Source organism: Arthrospira sp. PCC 8006, assembly GCF_046480465.1.
GTDB classification, from domain to species: domain Bacteria; phylum Cyanobacteriota; class Cyanobacteriia; order Cyanobacteriales; family Microcoleaceae; genus Limnospira; species Limnospira platensis.
Map to the genome: position 1 here is coordinate 1 of NZ_PKGG01000094.1, position 18,069 is coordinate 18,069.

Annotated in this window: 16 protein-coding genes and 1 pseudogene; 12 read left to right on the forward strand and 5 right to left on the reverse strand. The window is 44.5% G+C overall.

Features of this window, described 5'->3' with window-relative positions:
• Positions 1-210: pseudogene (locus B9T16_RS14615) on the reverse strand (guanylate cyclase); the annotation flags it as partial.
• Positions 211-802: 592 nt separating this feature from the next.
• Between B9T16_RS14615 and B9T16_RS14620 the strand changes: the two are divergent.
• Positions 803-2,101, forward strand: coding sequence for a pentapeptide repeat-containing protein (locus B9T16_RS14620; RefSeq protein WP_006618730.1), 1,299 nt, complete (start codon positions 803-805; stop codon positions 2,099-2,101).
• A gap of 21 nt (positions 2,102-2,122) precedes the next feature.
• Positions 2,123-3,514: a DUF1800 domain-containing protein gene (locus B9T16_RS14625; protein WP_014274087.1), complete on the forward strand. Its 1,392-nt coding sequence runs from the start codon at positions 2,123-2,125 to the stop codon at positions 3,512-3,514.
• Positions 3,515-3,517: 3 nt separating this feature from the next.
• Here the strand turns inward: B9T16_RS14625 and modB are convergent, their stop codons facing one another.
• Positions 3,518-5,410, reverse strand: coding sequence for a molybdate ABC transporter permease subunit (gene modB / locus B9T16_RS14630; RefSeq protein WP_006618728.1), 1,893 nt, complete (start codon positions 5,408-5,410; stop codon positions 3,518-3,520).
• A 171-nt stretch (positions 5,411-5,581) separates the two neighbouring features.
• Here modB and ndk point away from each other — a divergent pair, with 171 nt between their 5' ends.
• From ndk to B9T16_RS14645, 3 genes are all read left to right on the forward strand, one after another.
• On the forward strand, positions 5,582-6,031 hold the full coding sequence (gene ndk / locus B9T16_RS14635; protein WP_006618727.1) for a nucleoside-diphosphate kinase: 450 nt from the start codon (positions 5,582-5,584) through the stop codon (positions 6,029-6,031).
• Between the two features lie 165 nt (positions 6,032-6,196).
• Positions 6,197-6,292 carry a photosystem I reaction center subunit XII gene (psaM, locus tag B9T16_RS14640; RefSeq protein ID WP_006618726.1) on the forward strand — a complete coding sequence of 32 codons (96 nt, stop codon included), beginning with the start codon at positions 6,197-6,199 and terminating at the stop codon, positions 6,290-6,292.
• 275 nt (positions 6,293-6,567) lie between these two features.
• Positions 6,568-7,014: a hypothetical protein gene (locus B9T16_RS14645; protein WP_006618725.1), complete on the forward strand. Its 447-nt coding sequence runs from the start codon at positions 6,568-6,570 to the stop codon at positions 7,012-7,014.
• A 278-nt stretch (positions 7,015-7,292) separates the two neighbouring features.
• On the opposite strand, the gene B9T16_RS14650 is transcribed toward B9T16_RS14645, so the two are convergent.
• Entirely contained in the window at positions 7,293-7,640 is a 348-nt protein-coding gene (locus tag B9T16_RS14650; RefSeq protein ID WP_006618724.1) for a Mo-dependent nitrogenase C-terminal domain-containing protein, read from the reverse strand.
• Positions 7,641-8,172: 532 nt separating this feature from the next.
• On the opposite strand from B9T16_RS14650, the gene B9T16_RS14655 reads away from it, so the two are divergent.
• The 3 genes from B9T16_RS14655 to B9T16_RS14665 all read left to right on the forward strand — a co-directional run bounded on the left by B9T16_RS14655 (position 8,173) and on the right by B9T16_RS14665 (position 12,182).
• A complete protein-coding gene (locus B9T16_RS14655) occupies positions 8,173-9,918 on the forward strand; it encodes a tetratricopeptide repeat protein (RefSeq protein WP_410245108.1) in 1,746 nt (581 codons plus the stop codon).
• 149 nt (positions 9,919-10,067) lie between these two features.
• On the forward strand, positions 10,068-10,964 hold the full coding sequence (locus tag B9T16_RS14660; RefSeq protein WP_006618722.1) for a type II secretion system F family protein: 897 nt from the start codon (positions 10,068-10,070) through the stop codon (positions 10,962-10,964).
• Positions 10,965-11,426: 462 nt separating this feature from the next.
• Positions 11,427-12,182 carry an alpha/beta hydrolase gene (locus tag B9T16_RS14665; protein WP_006618721.1) on the forward strand — a complete coding sequence of 252 codons (756 nt, stop codon included), beginning with the start codon at positions 11,427-11,429 and terminating at the stop codon, positions 12,180-12,182.
• Positions 12,183-12,211: 29 nt separating this feature from the next.
• Here the strand turns inward: B9T16_RS14665 and sipA are convergent, their stop codons facing one another.
• Both sipA and B9T16_RS14675 read right to left on the reverse strand, forming a co-directional pair.
• Positions 12,212-12,466: a regulatory protein SipA gene (gene sipA / locus B9T16_RS14670; RefSeq protein WP_006670270.1), complete on the reverse strand. Its 255-nt coding sequence runs from the start codon at positions 12,464-12,466 to the stop codon at positions 12,212-12,214.
• 1,727 nt (positions 12,467-14,193) lie between these two features.
• Positions 14,194-14,748: a gamma carbonic anhydrase family protein gene (locus B9T16_RS14675; protein WP_006616156.1), complete on the reverse strand. Its 555-nt coding sequence runs from the start codon at positions 14,746-14,748 to the stop codon at positions 14,194-14,196.
• A 79-nt stretch (positions 14,749-14,827) separates the two neighbouring features.
• Here B9T16_RS14675 and B9T16_RS14680 point away from each other — a divergent pair, with 79 nt between their 5' ends.
• From B9T16_RS14680 to B9T16_RS14695, 4 genes are all read left to right on the forward strand, one after another.
• Positions 14,828-15,337 carry a TIGR02652 family protein gene (locus B9T16_RS14680; RefSeq protein ID WP_006616155.1) on the forward strand — a complete coding sequence of 170 codons (510 nt, stop codon included), beginning with the start codon at positions 14,828-14,830 and terminating at the stop codon, positions 15,335-15,337.
• A 23-nt stretch (positions 15,338-15,360) separates the two neighbouring features.
• The gene (locus tag B9T16_RS14685) at positions 15,361-15,765 is read left to right on the forward strand and encodes a VOC family protein (RefSeq protein WP_006616154.1); all 405 of its coding nucleotides are present in this window, start codon (positions 15,361-15,363) and stop codon (positions 15,763-15,765) included.
• 348 nt (positions 15,766-16,113) lie between these two features.
• Complete coding sequence (locus B9T16_RS14690) at positions 16,114-16,494, forward strand: hypothetical protein (protein ID WP_172973462.1); 381 nt, start codon at positions 16,114-16,116, stop codon at positions 16,492-16,494.
• 272 nt (positions 16,495-16,766) lie between these two features.
• Positions 16,767-17,897, forward strand: a complete 1,131-nt coding sequence (locus tag B9T16_RS14695; protein WP_014274086.1) for a geranylgeranyl reductase family protein — start codon at positions 16,767-16,769, stop codon at positions 17,895-17,897.
• Positions 17,898-18,069 lie beyond the last annotated feature (172 nt).

An 18,069-nucleotide genomic window follows, 5' to 3' on the forward strand; every position in this document is an offset into this window, starting at 1 on the left:
TTGATGGGGGTAAGTTGCTACTATCCAAGCGATTTTTTGAGAGGTTAGGTGCTGCAATTTAGATAACAACTCTTGGCGACGACGATACACTGATGGCACCAAAATAATTAATTCAATCACAACTATGCTAGTGGCAACCCAAAAGGCAATCCGCCTAGATAGGCGCGCATTTAGACATCTAGTAATTCCTATGGGGAGTAGTGATTTCATCGATTTTGGGGTCGTTTATATACTTTAATTTTCGAATATAAATAACTTAGAAAATACTAATACTTATTAGTTATTTATTATAGTTTTTATTGTATTTTATTTATCTTATCCAAAAACTAGATAATATTCTGATAATATGGAGTTAATATTTGCCGGAATTAAGCGGTATTCTTATTAACCTGTCCTCTCATTTATGGAGCGATCGCATATTCACTTAACCTGTCGCCTGGGAAGTCTAAATAACCAGATTTTGCCGCTGATGTAACCATGGGACAAATTGCCTAACTATTTTCGCAGAAGGGGCTAAACTGTGGGCGTGAAAATCAACCATAATCTGGCGGGTAACAGTCTGTTTAGTGGTATGGGGTAGCTGTTTAGACTTCCAGCAACGCCCTGGAGTTGGGTAGCTAACTCCTAATTTTTTGGTATAGTCAGATAACTCGCACTTCATGGATATAATATAGCAAATTTGATTATATCTGAATTATCAGTCAATTTTTATAATACATTTACGATACCCGATCTGCCGGAACTTTAGATACAATAGATCCAGAGAAGAGCATTAAATCTTTCCTAGCCTTTATCAACCAGTATGACAGAACCCAATTTATCCGCACCGCAACAGCCTCATCAGGATATTGATAGCCCCAATGGAAAGAGCCCTAACACCATTACCCTGAGTCCCTCAGCGTCTGAGAATCCAGCCTTATCCTACACCGAACATGGGGAGGTGTTTCACCTAGAAGAGTCCCCCAACAACAAAGGGAAAGGGGAGTTGGAAAATCCCAAACCCAGTAACTTTTTGGCTTCCGTGTTGACCCTGGGGGCGATCGCCGTCATGATTTTAGGGTTAGCGATCGATAACGTCTGGGTCGGCTATCTCAGCGCCGTTGTGGCTATTGCCGCATCACTGTTAATTATTTGGCCGAGTTGGGGTAAAATTTGGACAACCCTAATTCCTCCTATCTGGCGTAGTTTAATCGTCGCTAGTTTCGGGATTTTATCGGCAATTACCGGGCTGTTGATGCTGAGTGGTTCCAACACAGACGCAGCCCGTAATATTGTAATTAACTGGGATGCTATCGGGGCGCTGGGGGAATTGATCGGCGCTTTGGGTCAAATTATGATCGCCATTTTAGCCGTATATGTGGCTTGGCGACAATATGTAATCTCCCGGGATTTAACCATTCAGCAAAACCGCATCACCCAACAACAGACCATCGATGCTTATTTTCAGGGGGTCTCTGATTTAGCCTTAGGGGAACAGGGACTATTAGAAGATTGGCCCCAGGAACGGGTAATTGCAGAGGGACGGACCGCCGCCATTATTCGTAGTGTAGACGCAGATGGGAAAGCCAAAATTCTCCGGTTTCTGTCCCAGGCGCGGTTAATTACTCCCCTCAAACGCGATCGCCATTTGGGTCGCCCTATATTAGATGGTAATGGCAGTTATGCTGAAGATAGAGCCGAAGGTATTCGAGTTATTGATTTAGGAGCCATGTTAGCCGGGACGGACTTAAAAAATACCGATCTGCGGCGCACAGACCTGGGAGAAGCGAACCTAGTCCGCGCTAATTTAACTAATTGTGACCTGGTGCGTGCTAATTTATCTCGCGCTATTCTCTATGAAGCCAACCTCACCCATAGTAATCTGCGATCGACTAAATTCTTTTATGGTTCAGTGGAAAACGCCAGTCCCCGGACTCGGACATTAATTCCTGACTACTCTACTGGTGCTAATACTGGGGCTGTCATAGAAAATGCTGATTTTACTGGGGTTTTGAACCTCTCCGAGGAGAATCGTTATTATTGCTGTGCTTGGTCGGGGTCAAAATCTCGAAATACTATTCCCGGCGGCTGTGATGGTATCCCGAATAAATTAGGGCGTTAACATTTTCAGGAGTATAGAATTATGGGCGATCGCCAAATTATTCATCTGGTTAACCGACTGAGTTTAGGCTTAATTAACGGTCAGATTAATCAAATTAAAAATACCGGGATGGCGGGATATATTAACTCACAACTTAACCCCAATTCTTTAGCTATTCCGGCAACTCTCACCCAGGAACTTCAGCCCTTAGATACCCTCCCCTGGCGACCGGGAAAGCTAGTTAGAGAACAAAATCGAGAGGTTAATGAAGCCCAAAAACTGGGGTTAGGACAGCCTCAACTCGCACAAGTTAGGCGGCAATTTCAACAGAGAGTAATTAACCAAATTCGTCGCGCTAGAATGATTCGGGCTTTACATAGTCCCCGCCAATTAGAAGAGGTGATGGTCGATTTTTGGTTTAACCATTTTAATGTATTTGGATTGCAAGGACTGAGTAGAATTTGGATTGGGTCCTATGAAGAACACGCCATTAGACCTCATGTTTGGGGGAAATTCCGCACCCTACTAGGCGCAACCGCTAGGCATCCGGCTATGTTATTCTATTTGGATAATTGGCAAAATACCGCCCCTAATAGTCCCGGTGCGACCGGAAGATTTAAGGGGTTGAATGAGAATTATGCGCGGGAATTGTTAGAGTTGCACACCTTGGGAGTTGAGGGGGGATATACACAAAATGACGTGATGGAATTAGCCCGAATTTTGACAGGTTGGGGATTGCCAAAACCAAGCGATCGCCCCCGCAATCAGGAGGGATTTTATTTTGATGAAACTCGCCATGATTTTAATGATAAAATCCTCTTGGGTAGAACTATTAAAGGCAGAGGTATCGAGGAGGTTGAGGAAGCATTAGATATCTTAGCTAGTCACCCCGCCACCGCCAAACATATCGGTTATAAATTAGCCCAAGCATTTGTGGCTGATGAACCCCCATCATCTTTAGTTAAGGCTTTAGGCGATCGCTTTATCGAAACCCAAGGCGATATCACCGAAGTTCTCAAAACCTTATTTAACAGCACCGAGTTTTGGGAGGAAAATCACTACAATAGTAAATTCAAAAACCCCTATCGTTATATAACCTCAGTCATGCGCGCCGTCGGAGAAGTGACTAATTATGACCCCATTAACGGCATTTTAAATCAGTTGGGAATGCCTCTTTATGGCTGTCCTTCTCCTGATGGATATAAAAACACTCAACAGGCTTGGTTAAACCCAGATACCATGGTGCGTCGCAGTAGTTTAGCCGTCCCCTTAGCGGGGGGACTACTCCATAAAGGCAACCCAGTTGATGTCAAGCAGCTAGAGGAAACTTTAGGGGTTTTGTTATCTGCCCAAACTCGCCAAATTTTAGCAGAAAGTCCCCCCAATTTACAGGGTGCAATTTTCTTGGGTAGTCCCGAATTTATGCGGTATTAAAAATTAGTTTAATCCCCTGTTAGTCAGGATATCTGGTGATGGGATAGTATCATAATTATCCGGGTTTACCAGTGGCAAAAGTTGGTCAGCAGCCAGAGCAATTTTCCAAGGAAATTCATGGTTATTAAGTTCCTGCCATTTAGCTTTAGAAATATCAGCTTGAAGGTGATAATTTTGGGGGTGATTGGGGGGACTGTTTAACTTAAGATAAAGGCTCATTTGTTTGGGTGATTTTATCGTAAAAACTACCCAGCAAGGAAAGATATTTTTTTCTCCTGGTGGGTTGGTTTCTGACCATAAACTCAGGTTTTCCCCAACCTGATAAGCCCTAATTCCTACATGAGTTAATCCCTGGGGAAGGGGATTTGATAATTCTAAGTTACACCCCCAGTCAAGGCTTTTTATCACCCGTTCCGAAATTCTGACCACCCGTGAAAAGTTTTTGCATCCTGTCAGTTGGGCGGTTGATAAAGTAGGGGGGTGATCAAAAATATCTTGTGTGGAACCAGACGCTTCTACCCGTCCCTGATTAATTACTAATAACCGAGGACAAATACGATAGGCTTCTGAACGGTTATGGGTCACAAATAATGTCACTCCTGGATAGGTTTCTAATATTTGGATAAGTTCCTGTTCCATTTGATATCGAATGTGGCTATCTAGGGCGGAAAAGGGTTCATCTAACAGTAAAATTTCGGGTTCCCCTACTAAAGCCCTGGCTAGGGCGACTCGCTGTTGTTGTCCCCCTGATAGTTGATGAGGATAACGGTTTCCTATCCCCGGAAGTTTCACCCTGATTAATTGTTCCTCAACCTTCCTCTGTATTTGACGATGGGAGAGTTGGTCTGATAAACCAAAGGCGATATTTTCCGCCACAGTTAAATGGGGAAATAGGGCGTAATTTTGAGCCAAAAAACCTATATGGCGATCGCCACTCGGAATATTTATTTTCTGGACAGAATCAAATAGCACCTTCCCGTTTAAAACTATCCTGCCACTGGTGGGAGTATCCACCCCGACAATACATCTTAAAATCATACTTTTTCCCGTACCAGATGCACCCAAAATCCCTAGGGGTTCTTCGGGATAGCCAGCAAATTTTACCTGTAATCCAAAATCCGGAAGTTGTTTATAAATATTGACTTGTAACCCTTTACTTTCCGGCGGATATATGCTAAAATCATCCGGTAGTTTAATCTTGATATGAGGATGATTAACCCCCGGAGATTTGCGAGGCGATCGCTGCCATTTAATCCCCAAATTCGCCAAAGTAATTGCCGATAAAGAAATCGATAAAATCACCCCTGACCATATCCAGGCTTCCTGAATTTCTCCAGCTTGTACCGCCCCATAAATCGCCAAAGGAATAGTTTGAGTAACTCCCGGAATATTGCCAGCCAACATCAGAGTTGCCCCAAACTCTCCCAGTCCCCTAGAAAAAGCCAAAGTCGCCCCCGAAATAATACCAGGAAAAGCCAAAGGAAACGCTACTCGCACAAAAACCTTGAGTTGAGAAGCCCCTAAAATGCGGGCGGCAACTAACAAATTGCTATCTATTTGTTCAAAAGCCCCACAGGAAGTTTTATAGATGAGGGGAAAAGTCACCACAGTAGCCGCAATAATGCCCCCATACCAAGTAAAGACAATATTGATATTGAGGATAGCTAAAACCCCGCTTAATAGGCCTCTATCCCCAAAAAATCGCAGCAAAATAAATCCCACCACTGTCGGGGGCAAAATCAGGGGAGAAATTAAAAGACTTTCAATTAATGATTTCCATTTACCTTGATAACTATACAATTGATAAGCCGCCAAAACTCCCCCTATAAAAGTGATGGCTGTAGCTAGTAGCGAGATTTTTAAGGAAATCCAAATAGGCGATAAATCCGATGGCATTTCGGGGTTATAGATTCAGGGACAGTGGCACTATACACTATTGAGACCAACTACACCAACGATTAACTCTCCCTAGGTGGAGTCAATTGATCAGCCAATTAAATGATGACAGTGACTCAAAATGGGTTAATCTGATTCCTGTAGATATTTGCTAAGAACAGGAGATTAGGCTTGGAACGCACATTTCTAGCTATTAAGCCTGATGGTGTTCAACGGGGACTCATCGGCGAGATTATCAAACGCTTTGAAGCCAAAGGCTTTACCCTGGTGGGTTTAAAAATGATGAAAGCCAGCCGCCAACTGGCTGAACAACATTATGATGTCCACAAAGAAAGACCATTTTTCAATGATCTGGTTTCTTTCATCATTTCCGGTCCTCTAGTAGCAATGGTGTGGGAAGGAGAAGGTGTCATCGCCTCTGCTAGGAAGATTATCGGCGCTACTAACCCCCTGAATGCTGAACCGGGAACCCTGCGGGGAGATTTTGGGATTAGTGTTGGTCGCAACTTAATTCACGGGTCAGACGCACCAGAAACAGCCCAAAAAGAAATCGCCCTGTGGTTTAAGGATGAGGAATTGGTAAGCTGGGAGCCTAGCCTCAAGTCCTGGCTGGTAGAATAGCATCAGTTTGGGGACATCAATGGCGATCGCCATCAGTGGTCCCCAGTTTCCCCAAAAACCGTAACATTTTGTTTAAACTTGTTACAAACTCTTCCCAAGCGACCCATATTAGTTCAAATTAGTCAACAATCAAGATCACATTCAGATCCAAGGAGTTTCTTTATTATGTCTCTAACCGATACCCAAGTTTTTGTGGCTTTGGTAATTGCCTTGATCCCCGGTATTTTGGCATTCCGTCTTTCCACCGAACTTTATAAATAGAATCGATCCCTGTCTTTGTTGTCTCTAGGGACAATAACCGGACTTCGACAGAAAAGCGATCGTAATGGAGACAATTGCTGCATAATGCAGTAAATTAGTCTCTATCACTAGGCTTAACTGTCGGGGTCTTTTTATTTATAGTGCTGCGGGTTAAGTTTCGCAGCAAAGGATTGCATAACTCCACAGATGATGCAGGGACGCATCAACCGGGCTACCAGCCTGACAACTTGCCTTCGCATCAGACTCGATGATAAAAATATACTGAGACGACGATCATGTACGCGATTAAACCTTCTACACCACCTCAAAAACCACAGCAGTCTCCCCGTCCCTTGCGTCGTCGTTCTCAAGCCCGAGTCCGACCTCGCACCAATCGAAATCATCGATCGCTCGCATTAGAAACTACGGCGAAAATATTGACAAATTTCACATTATCTGCATTCGCAGTAGCAGCACTGGTCCAAATTGTGCCGAATCAACGCATCGTCCATGATAAATGGCGAGAAATTGAGGCGGAAGTTAATATGACTGAAGCCAGGGTTCAACAACATCAAGAGGAGTTTAGTCGCTATTTTGACCCTCAACAAGCTCAAAATATTATGCAAGAAAATGGCAACCGAATAGACCCCCGCCAGCGTCAAATTGTCTGGTTACACCCTAACCATAGGACCGCAGATAAACCTGAATTATCAGAGTCTCACTATGCGGAATTAGATCAGTAAAGTAGAGACAATTGGTTAACTACCACTGCCAATGAATCGCGCTTATGGAGTTGCGTAGTTCACCTTTCCACTTGATAATTTGCTCAACCTGCCCATTTGCCGTTTTCTGAAAACTGAGGCTGATTTTAGTTCATTAACACCATGGTTTTTGCCCATCTTTTTGGGGGTTAATTTCGATTAACAATCCCCCATCTCCTCCAACCTAGGGGTTGTAGGGTGATGGGGGTTAATCGTCAACCATTAAACTCTGATCTGGCGGTTCACCATTTCATCTGATTTTAGCCTCCGAGATAAGCGGTGATATCCTCGCCACATTCATCAGCCAGATAGCATAAAGCGCGAAAACGTAAACTGACTAATTCTTCATAAACCGGATTGAGTTTGCATAAGGGCGGAATGTGAAAAATAGTGCGATCGCCAAATTTAATATCTCGCTCAAAGGGGCATTGAGTCGGAATTAAACTACATAGCAATCGGGCGGTTTTCGGATTTTTGACTTGTATCTGGTTCAGCCACTGTCGCAGAGGTTGAAGGGGCGAAAATGATGGGTGAAAATGGTGGTGTGAATGATTTTTAACCCAACTAGCAAGGTGCAGACGGGGCATAGTATGGTTTGCCCAATTCATGATTAAATCCCTCAAATAGGAATACAGATGGCGATCGCCACCAGTTAGTATACTTTTTGCTGTACACTGGATCTTCAATCTTGTTGACAACTAATCCGCAATGGTTAGCGATCGCATTTCCTAGCTTGATCAGTCCAACTAGGGCTATTTCAAGCCCCCACTAGAATCGGTACTCCCATTTAGTGGTGGGTTATTGACGGTTAAATATTGCCATTGGCTTTGGATATCCTTCGTTCTCCCATCAATGATCTTGCCTTACATTTTCAGATTTTGGCTATGATTTAGATCACAACTATAAATCAAGTCTATAAACAATATAACTTTTACTGATAATCTAGGTATTGACAAGGAAACTTTTTTGTGAATTAAAGCCCAAGTATGGCGATCTAACCTGGGAAAACTTGGTTGACGATGTTTGGTTCACCGCCGGAGTATCAATTCTGGTAAACTGGCAAGATATCTGAAAGTCAAAAAAGCCCTGTCTAACCGGGGTGGGTAAAGTCAAAATCAAGCCACGGTGAGGAAAGAGACGTTGCTGAACACAGATGAACAGTTAAACCAGCAGCCTGCGCCTGTAACTACCCCTGCTGAAACATCTCAGACATCCACTGGTGAGGGTGATTCTGTTGGGGTGGAACAAGATCAAGCCGGGAACTGGGGGATATTCAATATATTTAAAGCATTTCGGGAGTATAACCAGGGGAATCGTTTATATAAACGGGAGCGATATGATCAGGCTCTGATACATTATCAGATCGCGGTTAAGTTAAAGCCTGATTCGTGGGCGGCTTGGTTGCGCTTGGGTAATACATTACGAAAGTTGAAACAGTATAAAAAGGCACTGGGGGCCTATGATCGGGCTATTAAATTGCGTCCGAGAAATTATTGGCCGTGGACGTTTAGAGGTATGACTCTATCGAAGTTAGAACGCTATGAAGAAGCGATCGCCTCTTTTGACAAGGCTTTAACTATGGAACCCAATAACTTTGAAGCCTGGTATGAGAGGGGTTTGGCTTTGGAAGCATCCCTACAATTTGAGGCTGCTGCGGCTTCCTATAAACGGGCGATCGAAATTAAACCAAATATTTCGGCTCTATGGTATCACCAGGGTAGTGCTTTGATGAATGACGATCGCTATAGTGAAGCCGTGGCATCATTAGATCGGGCGGTCAAACTGGAACCGGCTAACTATGAAGCCTGGTTTCATCGTGGGGAAATGCTGACTCGTGAGCATCGTTATGTCGATGCGATCGCTTCCTACGATAAAGCCTTAGAACTGCAACCAGCGAGCTTCAAGGCTATTTTTAATCGGGGGATTGCCTTACAAAAATTACATCGCTACAATGATGCGATCGCCTGTTATGACCAAGTGATCCAACTGCAACCCAACGATTACGAAGCCTGGTTTTATAAAGGTATGGCTCTGAAATCGGGGTGGCCGAAAACTGCTTTACTTAGCCTAGATCGGGCTTTGGAAATTAACCCGGAGTCCCCAGCTATTTGGATAGGTCGGGGTCAAACTTTACTGGATTTAAAAGAATATAAATCCGCGATCGCTTCTTTTGACCGCGCTACTCAACTCAATTCTAACTTTCCCGAAGCCTGGTTAGGTCGCGCAGTCGCTTTATTTCAGTTGCGGCGTTACCCAGAAGCCATAATTGCCTGCGATAATGCCCTGCAAGTACAACCAAACTTCCTCGAGGCTTGGAACCAGCGGGGATTGACCTTAGAAAGATTAGGACGCTATGAGGATGCGCTGAAGGCCTACGATAAAGTAATTCAAACTACTGTTTTAACCCTCGAACTAGCAGACCAAGTGGGACTACAGCGAGGTATGGCATTGGAACTACTTAAACGAGATGAAGAAGCAGTCATGGCTTATCGGAAATTGGTTCGCCAAAAACCTGATAACTTTCAAGCCTGGGTGAAACTGGGACAGGTTTTAGCTCGTTTGGGACAATATGTGCAGGCGGTGGATGCTTTTTCTGAGGCGATCGCTATTTGGCCAGACAATTACCAAATTTGGTTAGAACAAGGGGCGATCTTGGAAAAACTCGATCGCTATCAAGATGCGATCGCTGCTTATGACCGACTCATTAAAATCAAACCCGACTACTGGGAAGCCTGGGTCAGACGCGGCCAAGCCTTCGAGCAAATTGCCCTATATCAAGAGGCTTTTAATTCCTATGGGATCGCCCTAGAACTCAGCGAACAACCCCAACGATCACCAATTATCGCTCACCGAGAACGAGTCAGGCGGAAACTCGTAGATATGTAACCCCCAACGAGCAACCCCCATGGCCGAAAGTCATGGCTCAGTTGATGTTCAAAAAACCCCGTTTATTCCGAAAATATTCTTTGACAACCTAGAAACAGCATAGAAACCCGGTTTTAAAGAGAGTTCCTAATTCCTTGCACCCATGCCCTATGACCCCCCAGGAAAAAGCCCAACTATATACTAAACTGGCAGTGCTGTTGGAATCTGGTTTGACAGTCTATCAAAGTTTGATAGTAATCGCCAAAAAAAGCAATCCTCGGCTTGGTCGTTACCTGGGGAAAGTGATTAAATCTCTCGGTCGTGGGGAAGATTTATCTGTCGCTTTCAGACGAGCCCCTCGGATATTTGACTGGTGGACTGCTAGTTTGCTGGATATAGCAGCCACCAGCGGCGCACTACCGGAAATGTTGTTACAACTGGCTGAAATTGAAAAACAGCAGACCCACCGACAAAATTTTTATCGTTCTGTGACCATAGCTGCTGCGACTACTGCTTTCAGTCTTCTGTTGCTACTGGCGACTATCTTATACACCCATGAGGCTAACCTAAATGATTGGCTGTTGTGGATGTTTCTAGCCGGCGTTGTCGGGTTTATGGTCTACAAACTTATCCCCAGACTGCCTTTGATCCGTCGTATTCAAACCGCCCGTTCTATGCTATATCTAGCTGAGTTGGAATTGCCCATTAGATGTGGCTTGCCAATTCTCATGGCGATCGAATTGGTGCGCGATCGCATTCCATGTCCGCAGATGAGGGGAACTTTAACCGTAGCCTTGGGACAAATTCCCGCCGGCAAAAATCTCAGCCAATGTCTGCGGGAACGACTCCCGGCGATCGCTATCAATTTGATTCGCACTGGCGAAGAAACCGGACATCTCGATGGTGCCCTGTATAATGTTAAACAATACTATGAACAGGAACTAATGCGATCGCTGCGTCTACTACAGAGGATTCTGATTCCCGTGACTCTCCTATCAGCGGGAGGAGTAGTAGCCATTCTAAGCCTAGAAGCCATGAAATCACTCTTCATTTTGCTACCTAGTTAACCCCTCAAATCCTGGGAACTAGGAACAGATTGGCAAAAATTAATGTTTTCGAGCTTGTGAAATTTGGCAACTACATTTAAGCTGACTATAACCGCAACCGGATCCGAAATTGTGGTGCATAAGGCCTGCCGACTGCTAGTTTATTATTGGGAAATTCTTACCCAAATGCTTGACATTATACCCAACTATTGATACACTCGGAACCGTCAAGGCCTATAGCAGCATAGCTGTTCTGTAGTAGACGTAAAGTGCATCGCCTGTAAATTTTGGCTGACAAAAGGCGATTTGTACATGAGAATAGTCCGCTTTCAACCTAATGTTGAAAGCATTAAGAGACACCTCCACGTCTGCTTTTTAAGATTGTGCAATACTCAGATACTTCCGACTATTGCCCAATTTTTGGGGGTTAAGTGTATCTGTTATGAGAAATGGCAGTTTTCATTCTTTTAAGTGAGGTTTTACATGAAACTACCAAGTGTGAAGAATTTTCGTCCGGGATTGTTTTTCGGAGCGATCGCTGGTGTAATTTTTGCTCAAAGTGGTGCGATCGCCGCCGAGCGAGTGATTCTCACCTATGGACCTTTCCAAGCTCCCATCAACATCAGCGATTTAGAGGCATTTACCAGAGATGGAGTGACCACTAAAACTATTCGCCAGATTGTCGGTGCTTCCGGGATTCAGGCAGACACCCTGCGGGGATTGATGGGATTAGAAATTGGCTTTGACCTAGTACCATTTTCCTGTATGATTTACACTCCCACAGGTCAAGAACTAACTGATGAAATTGGTGCAACTGTACGAACCCATCGGCGAGTTGCTAATGGCAAAGCTATTCGCGCTGGACTGATTAACGCCCTCAGCAACGATGGCAAAATCTCTTTCTTGGAGTTTCTGAAATACTATCCTGTGCCGGGAATGTATGTCGATGTCGCCAATATTCCGGCAACAGTCGCTAAAATGCAGAGCGTAAGTACCGAATTGGGATCTCTGTTTAGACAGGGTTCACAGTTTGGGACTCAGTTCTCCGATGGTACAAGAATTGTCGGTGGCTGTTCTGCTCAACGAGTTGATTTACCAGGTGCTGGTGCTGGTGTTGTACAACCACGGCCCGCACCAACACCCGCGCCACGGCCTGCACCTGCACCAGTGCCACGGCCTGTACCCGCACCAGCGCCGGCACCAGCGCCGGCTCCTGGTCCAATTAGAGGCCTGTGGTAATTTGACTGTTGGTTTAACTCCCCAGGGTGTCAGTCAGACACCCTGCTTTCTGGCTCTGGGTTTTCCACTGCCTCAATATATTGGCTCTCTATTAAAAATGAACCTTTGGTGAATCTAACGCCCCAGTAACCACCAGGACGGCGATCGAGAACTACCCCCACTTCACCTAACTTGATCACGTTCGGAGGCCGTAGAATCGGCATGGGTTCCGCTGTTTTGATATATGGCGGTAGAGCAATCACTCTAACTTGTTGATGAACGGCAAATTCTTTATCTTTTTCCATCAGATCTGGGAATGCTTCCACTGAGCAATCACCCTATTGTAAACGATCGCAGCCATTCTCATTATAGAAATTCGACTGCTATTGGGTAGAATGTCTAACTCTAAACCTTGCAGGATAAACGTCAGTAGGCCCTCCCAACTGTCTAAGTACAGGTAACAGGTTAACGCCCGTAAATCACCAAAAAAAGTCTTGCGGGTCCTAGCAACTTGTACTTATCATCCAGCAACTCCAGCCAGGTATGCAATAGTACCGACAGGATGTTTCGGGTCTTGAGGGTGTTGTTATGCGAACAGCACTGGAGCATGAAAACCTTGTCTCAAGAGAGCAAGGATGAAAGGCGACACGGGTACTTTAGTGCCCGTCAGCCCAAGACCTGATCAACTCTCGAACAACATCGCTGTTTGACTTGACACGCTTACTAGATAAATGCTACACAGATTGAGCGTGGATAAAGGTAACCAACCACTTAAAAAACCTTGTTGCCTCAAGGCGTACACTGAACCTTGACCATTGAATCTATGCGGTTTTGCTGCATTGTTCTAGCTTCCTCCAGGCAGCAGGTAAAAGATTCACAGGAACTAGACAAATCAGTTTTTGAGGTATATTTGCTTTAATCTAAACAGGATTGGCAGAAATGCAACTACGGTAGGGCATACGTGCGAGACGTTTAGGAGTCAAATAAGGCTGCAATGCCTGAAATAACCTCCTAGTGGGACTTCCACCCCTTGGTGGAATATAAGGGATTCGCACCCCTAACCATCCCATAACTGTTTATATGTCCCGACGCTTGGAGAAATCTAAGCAAGGCAGGGAACTCAAGGTCATAAACCAACTGAGAAATCAGGGCGTTGAGAGTAACGGCGATAGCCACCCCCAGTTTTGGGAATCATAACCCCAGGATTGAAGCGGGGAACGGAAGGCGTGAGGGAAACCTATTCCCAATAATCCGACCACTGCCAACCATCCATGATTAGGGAAACCGAATGTCCGGCTTGAACCATCGTAATAACACAGTAGCGAAATAGGTTGATACGCTGCGCTCAAAAGAGTAAGGGGAAAAGTAGGATTTTGTATGAGATACCTACACAGACCTTTAAAAGTACCCCGGTTCTGAGGACAAATCTAAAGATGGAATGCCCGTATAAACGGAACGTTTAAACCCCTTTTAGGCTCTCAAGTGGCAGGATGTACCTGCACAGTAGTGAAAAGTGTAAGCGCATACCTTTAAGGGGAAAGGATGTGACTGAAAGCCAATGCCTAACTGTAATGGTTAGGATATGCCCACTAGTCACGGTGTGGATATAGAGATGGCGACAATTAGGAGTGTTTACGACGATAGCGAGTTTAAAGACTACGATGTTGTATTTAGCTCTAAAAGTTGAAGTCACAAAGCAGGAAGTCGTTACCCTGTTCCCGATGTCAAAAGGGGTATCCACATCAGGAGCCGTGTGATGTGAAAGTATCAAGCACGGTTTTGTATTGGAGTTGGGGAAGGCGACTTCCCTTTCGACCATAACCGAAAGTAACGCTTGGGGAGAGTCCCACCTCTGGGCTAGACGACGCAAGGAATCTAGTTTAAGTGGTCTCGGTGAGCCAAGAATCCCCGTCTCTTCAGAGCGGGGAGTGTCAAGCTGATTTTCCACCTTCCACCCCGGCTATAACAATTTCTCCGACATTTTCATCCCTCATGGGATAACTGGTAGCCAAGGAATTTTTAGAGTGCGTCCCTATTTTAGTTCAAATCCGGTCTCCGTGCCACCTCCGGCGTGAAATCGTGCCAGTTTCTCGTATCGTTGGGCGTGGTCAATAAGTTCTGTGACTTCGGCTTCGGAAATTTCCCGGATACGTTTAGCGGGAACTCCCACCATTAGCGATCGCGGTGGTACGTCTTTGGTCACTACAGAACCCGCGCCGATAATACTACCGAAACCGACTCGCACTCCATCTAGTATAATTGCCCCAATGCCGATTAAACTTCCCGGTTCAATATGGGCGGCATGGATTACCGCCCGATGACCTACGGTAACATCATGTTCTAAATGGGTAATATATCCGGGGTCGCCGTGGAGAATAGCCCCATCTTGAATATTAGTGCGATCGCCTATAATAATCCGTTCAACATCCCCCCGCACTACCGCAGTATACCAAATACTCGCTCCTGAACCCACTTGTACATCACCAACCACCACCGCACCTGGGGCGACAAATGCAGCCTTAGACAAATCAGGTGGGGGAAAATGACCGACTGCTGGACAAATGGGAGCTTGATCAGGTAGGTTCATAGCTTAAAGGGATGGCTGATTGATACATATACAAAACCCATCGTTATAATAGACCACTACTGGCTCGGAAAACTCTTTCATGATAAATTCTGTCTTGCAGTACCCTATTTTTGGGGCGGAGATTCGCTGTCCTCACTGTCGCCAAAAAATCCCCGCTTTGACCCTGACCGATACTTACCTCTGTCCTCGACATGGGGCTTTTGAAGCTGATCCTCAAACTGGCGAATTGGTACATCTTCAATCCGGGCGACAATGGCGTTTATGGGAGGATGAATGGTATCGACAGCATACCCATCCTGACGGTATCCGCTTTGAAATACACGAAGCCCTCGATCGCTTATATACTCAGGGATATCGAGCCACACGAGTCATTATCGCCCAGCGTTACCAGGAGTTAATTAGTTCTTATCTTGAACGTAACACCCCCTGGCGTGACCAATCGGAGGTGGCGGAAACTCGTCTATATGGTCTTCCTGTAGAGTTTAGCCCCTCGCCACAGGTTGAACCCTGTTGGGATGTGATTAACTTTAGTCTGGAAAAGGAAAAAGAAAAGGACTCTCCTGCATCTTATCCTTATTATTTACGGTGATTGAAATAGATGGGGATAACTTCATGCACCATGCTTCTATTCGCACCGCTGATATTCATCGCGCCATCGCATTTTATCAGCAGTTGGGGTTCGATGTCAGCGATCGCTTTACTACTGGCTACACCCTCGCCTGTTGGATGCAAGGGGATTTGGGCCGCCTTGAACTTATCCAAATTCCTGAACCGTCACCACCCCCTGACCCCTTTGGAGATGAACATTATGTCGGTTACTATCATCTCTCCTTTGACTTGACTGATATTACTCCTGATTTACCTACTTGGATTCATGATTTAAGCGATCGCATCCCCTCTTTAAAGGTTCTCCTTCCCCCTACCCAACAGCTAATCAGTAACCGCGTTTATGAGGTCGCTTTTATTGCTGATGCTGACGGCTTACCACTGGAATTTATCCGCTTGTTAAAGGCTTAATTAATTCCACAATTGCCGCCATTCCATTGCTCTAAATTTTTTTTAAAAAAATTGCCCGCCGCCCTAAAGGGGTTGACAAGATGGGGGAATGGGAGGTAATATTATAGCATTACGCTTTATAATTGAAATATATCCAAAAATAATTTTTAAGTCATGCCTCCCATTATGTAAAATGGTAGCACAGCCACCCGCCCAAGTCAATAGTTATCTCTCATTACTAGGGCGATCGCCACAATTTGTAACAAAACTTAACATAATCGGCTATCAAAATATTAGCTGTTAAGGGGAGACGGTAACGAGGGAGTGTTAATGCGCTATCTTGTTAAAAAACGACAGGAGAATAAACAAATGGCAGATAATTCAACCGAAACCAGTAATAATGCTGTAGAGGCGGTAAGTAGCATCAAGGATAAATTCGTAAATATCATCAATAGTTGGCAACTGAAAGTAGGAATAGTTCTGTCCGTAGTAGCGGCGATCGGTTTGCTGTCATTTTTTTGGTCTCATATAGTAGCGGAGTTAGGGATGAAGGCTTGGTCAAAGAGTTCTGGAGCGACTCCGATTAGGTGTATGATCAGAGATACCAATGGCGATGAGTATGTCAGTTGTAGCGCCATCCTCAATGACCAAATAGTACCCTTAGAATGCGGTTCAAGCATCTTTAACGTGGGGTGTCGGATCAACTATGGGGCGGCGGCGGCTCCAGCAGTTCGCCAACGGAAACCTTAATGGGTGTAAACCCACCGGGATATATGGTAATTGGTAGGGGCGGGTTCACGGGGCTATATGGTAATTGGTAGGGGCGGGTTCACGGGGCTATATGGTAGTAACAGATAAATGCACATAAACCCGCCCTATCTATCCCCGTCATAATAAACCCGCCCTATCTATCCCCGTCATAATAAACCCACCCAGGTTAAGATAGTTAGAGAGCAGGGGAGAAGATTATTGAAACACCGACTAATCTTTAATTCCCTGCTTTTAATTTTAAGGATAAATTAATGATTTTTGATTGTATTATTGTAGGTTCAGGTCCAGCGGGAGCGACAGCAGCCTATCATTTGGCGAAAAAAGGTCATTCGATTTTAGTTATTGATAAAGCGATTTTGCCACGATATAAACCCTGTGGGGGTGGAGTTTCTCCGGTAGTTCAGGATTGGTTTGATTTCGATTTTTCGCCGGCAATTTCTCTGCAAACTCATGTGGTTTATTATACATGGAATAAATCGGAACCCATAGAGGTGGAATTAAAAATCAATCCGATTTGGATGGTCAGGCGAGAGGTTTTTGATTATTTTATTGTGAAACAGGCTATCAGTAAAGGGGCTACAGTTAAAGATAATACGGAGGTTATGGGGATAGAATTTAAGAGCGATCGCTGGTTAGTTAAAACCCCGGAAGATACCTACACGGGTCGTTATTTAATTGGGGCGGATGGTGCTAAAGGTCCTATGGCAAAATGGTTAGGATTTACCAAACAAAAGAAACTGGTAGCGGGGGCGTTAGAATTAGAAATACCGACATCTGAACCTGTGGATATGAAAACCTATTTTGAGTTTGGTTTAGTCAATAGTGGTTATGGCTGGAATTTCCCTAAAGCTGACGGCTATTCCCTAGGAGCCGGAGCCTTTTCTAAACAACGCAAAGCACAAAATTTTAAACGAATATTAGAAGATTATGCGACATTTTTTAACCTGAATTTAGATAATGCTACCGAATGCGGACATCCGATTTCTCTGTGGGATGGTAAACAAAAACTACATACCCAAAATGCAGTTTTAGCAGGAGAAGCGGCTTGTGTGGTTGATCCATTTACGGCTGAGGGTATTCGTCCATCTATTTTTAGTGGTTTAAAAGCTGCTGAAGCAATTAATCAAGCCCTAGGGGGGAATATTAATGCTTTAGATAAGTACACAGAGACGATAAATGAGGAATGGGGTAATCAGATGATGTGGGCTCAGAAATTAGCTCAAATATTTTACCGTTTTCCTCAATTTGGCTATAAAGTAGCTGTCAAAAAACCTTCAGCCACCGCGACTATGAGCCGCATATTTGCGGGAGAGTTGAGTTATTCAGATGTAGCAAATAAAGGGATTAAATTATTGCAAAAATCCCTCTTTAATTTTAACTAAAAATAACTAATATTCAGCCTCGAATTAAAACTATCGGATAGGTCAAGGGGACATATTTTAATGACATTTGGTAGTGGTAGGGTCAGAACCGGTCAAATAGTGATAATAGACCGGAACATTAAAAACTGACGTACCCGTGTAAATGACTGTTTAAAAATCAATGGTTTGGGGA

Coding starts and splice junctions, on each gene's coding strand:
- sipA (WP_006670270.1), bottom strand. CDS start 12,466: ATGGAAAAAGATAAAGAATTTGCCGTTCATCAACAAGTTAGAGTGATT.
- B9T16_RS14650 (WP_006618724.1), bottom strand. CDS start 7,640: ATGAATTGGGCAAACCATACTATGCCCCGTCTGCACCTTGCTAGTTGG.
- B9T16_RS14675 (WP_006616156.1), bottom strand. CDS start 14,748: ATGAACCTACCTGATCAAGCTCCCATTTGTCCAGCAGTCGGTCATTTT.
- B9T16_RS14665 (WP_006618721.1), top strand. CDS start 11,427: ATGAAACTACCAAGTGTGAAGAATTTTCGTCCGGGATTGTTTTTCGGA.
- B9T16_RS14685 (WP_006616154.1), top strand. CDS start 15,361: ATGCACCATGCTTCTATTCGCACCGCTGATATTCATCGCGCCATCGCA.
- modB (WP_006618728.1), bottom strand. CDS start 5,410: ATGCCATCGGATTTATCGCCTATTTGGATTTCCTTAAAAATCTCGCTA.
- B9T16_RS14645 (WP_006618725.1), top strand. CDS start 6,568: ATGTACGCGATTAAACCTTCTACACCACCTCAAAAACCACAGCAGTCT.
- B9T16_RS14625 (WP_014274087.1), top strand. CDS start 2,123: ATGGGCGATCGCCAAATTATTCATCTGGTTAACCGACTGAGTTTAGGC.
- B9T16_RS14620 (WP_006618730.1), top strand. CDS start 803: ATGACAGAACCCAATTTATCCGCACCGCAACAGCCTCATCAGGATATT.
- B9T16_RS14660 (WP_006618722.1), top strand. CDS start 10,068: ATGACCCCCCAGGAAAAAGCCCAACTATATACTAAACTGGCAGTGCTG.
- B9T16_RS14690 (WP_172973462.1), top strand. CDS start 16,114: ATGGCAGATAATTCAACCGAAACCAGTAATAATGCTGTAGAGGCGGTA.
- B9T16_RS14680 (WP_006616155.1), top strand. CDS start 14,828: ATGATAAATTCTGTCTTGCAGTACCCTATTTTTGGGGCGGAGATTCGC.
- psaM (WP_006618726.1), top strand. CDS start 6,197: ATGTCTCTAACCGATACCCAAGTTTTTGTGGCTTTGGTAATTGCCTTG.
- B9T16_RS14695 (WP_014274086.1), top strand. CDS start 16,767: ATGATTTTTGATTGTATTATTGTAGGTTCAGGTCCAGCGGGAGCGACA.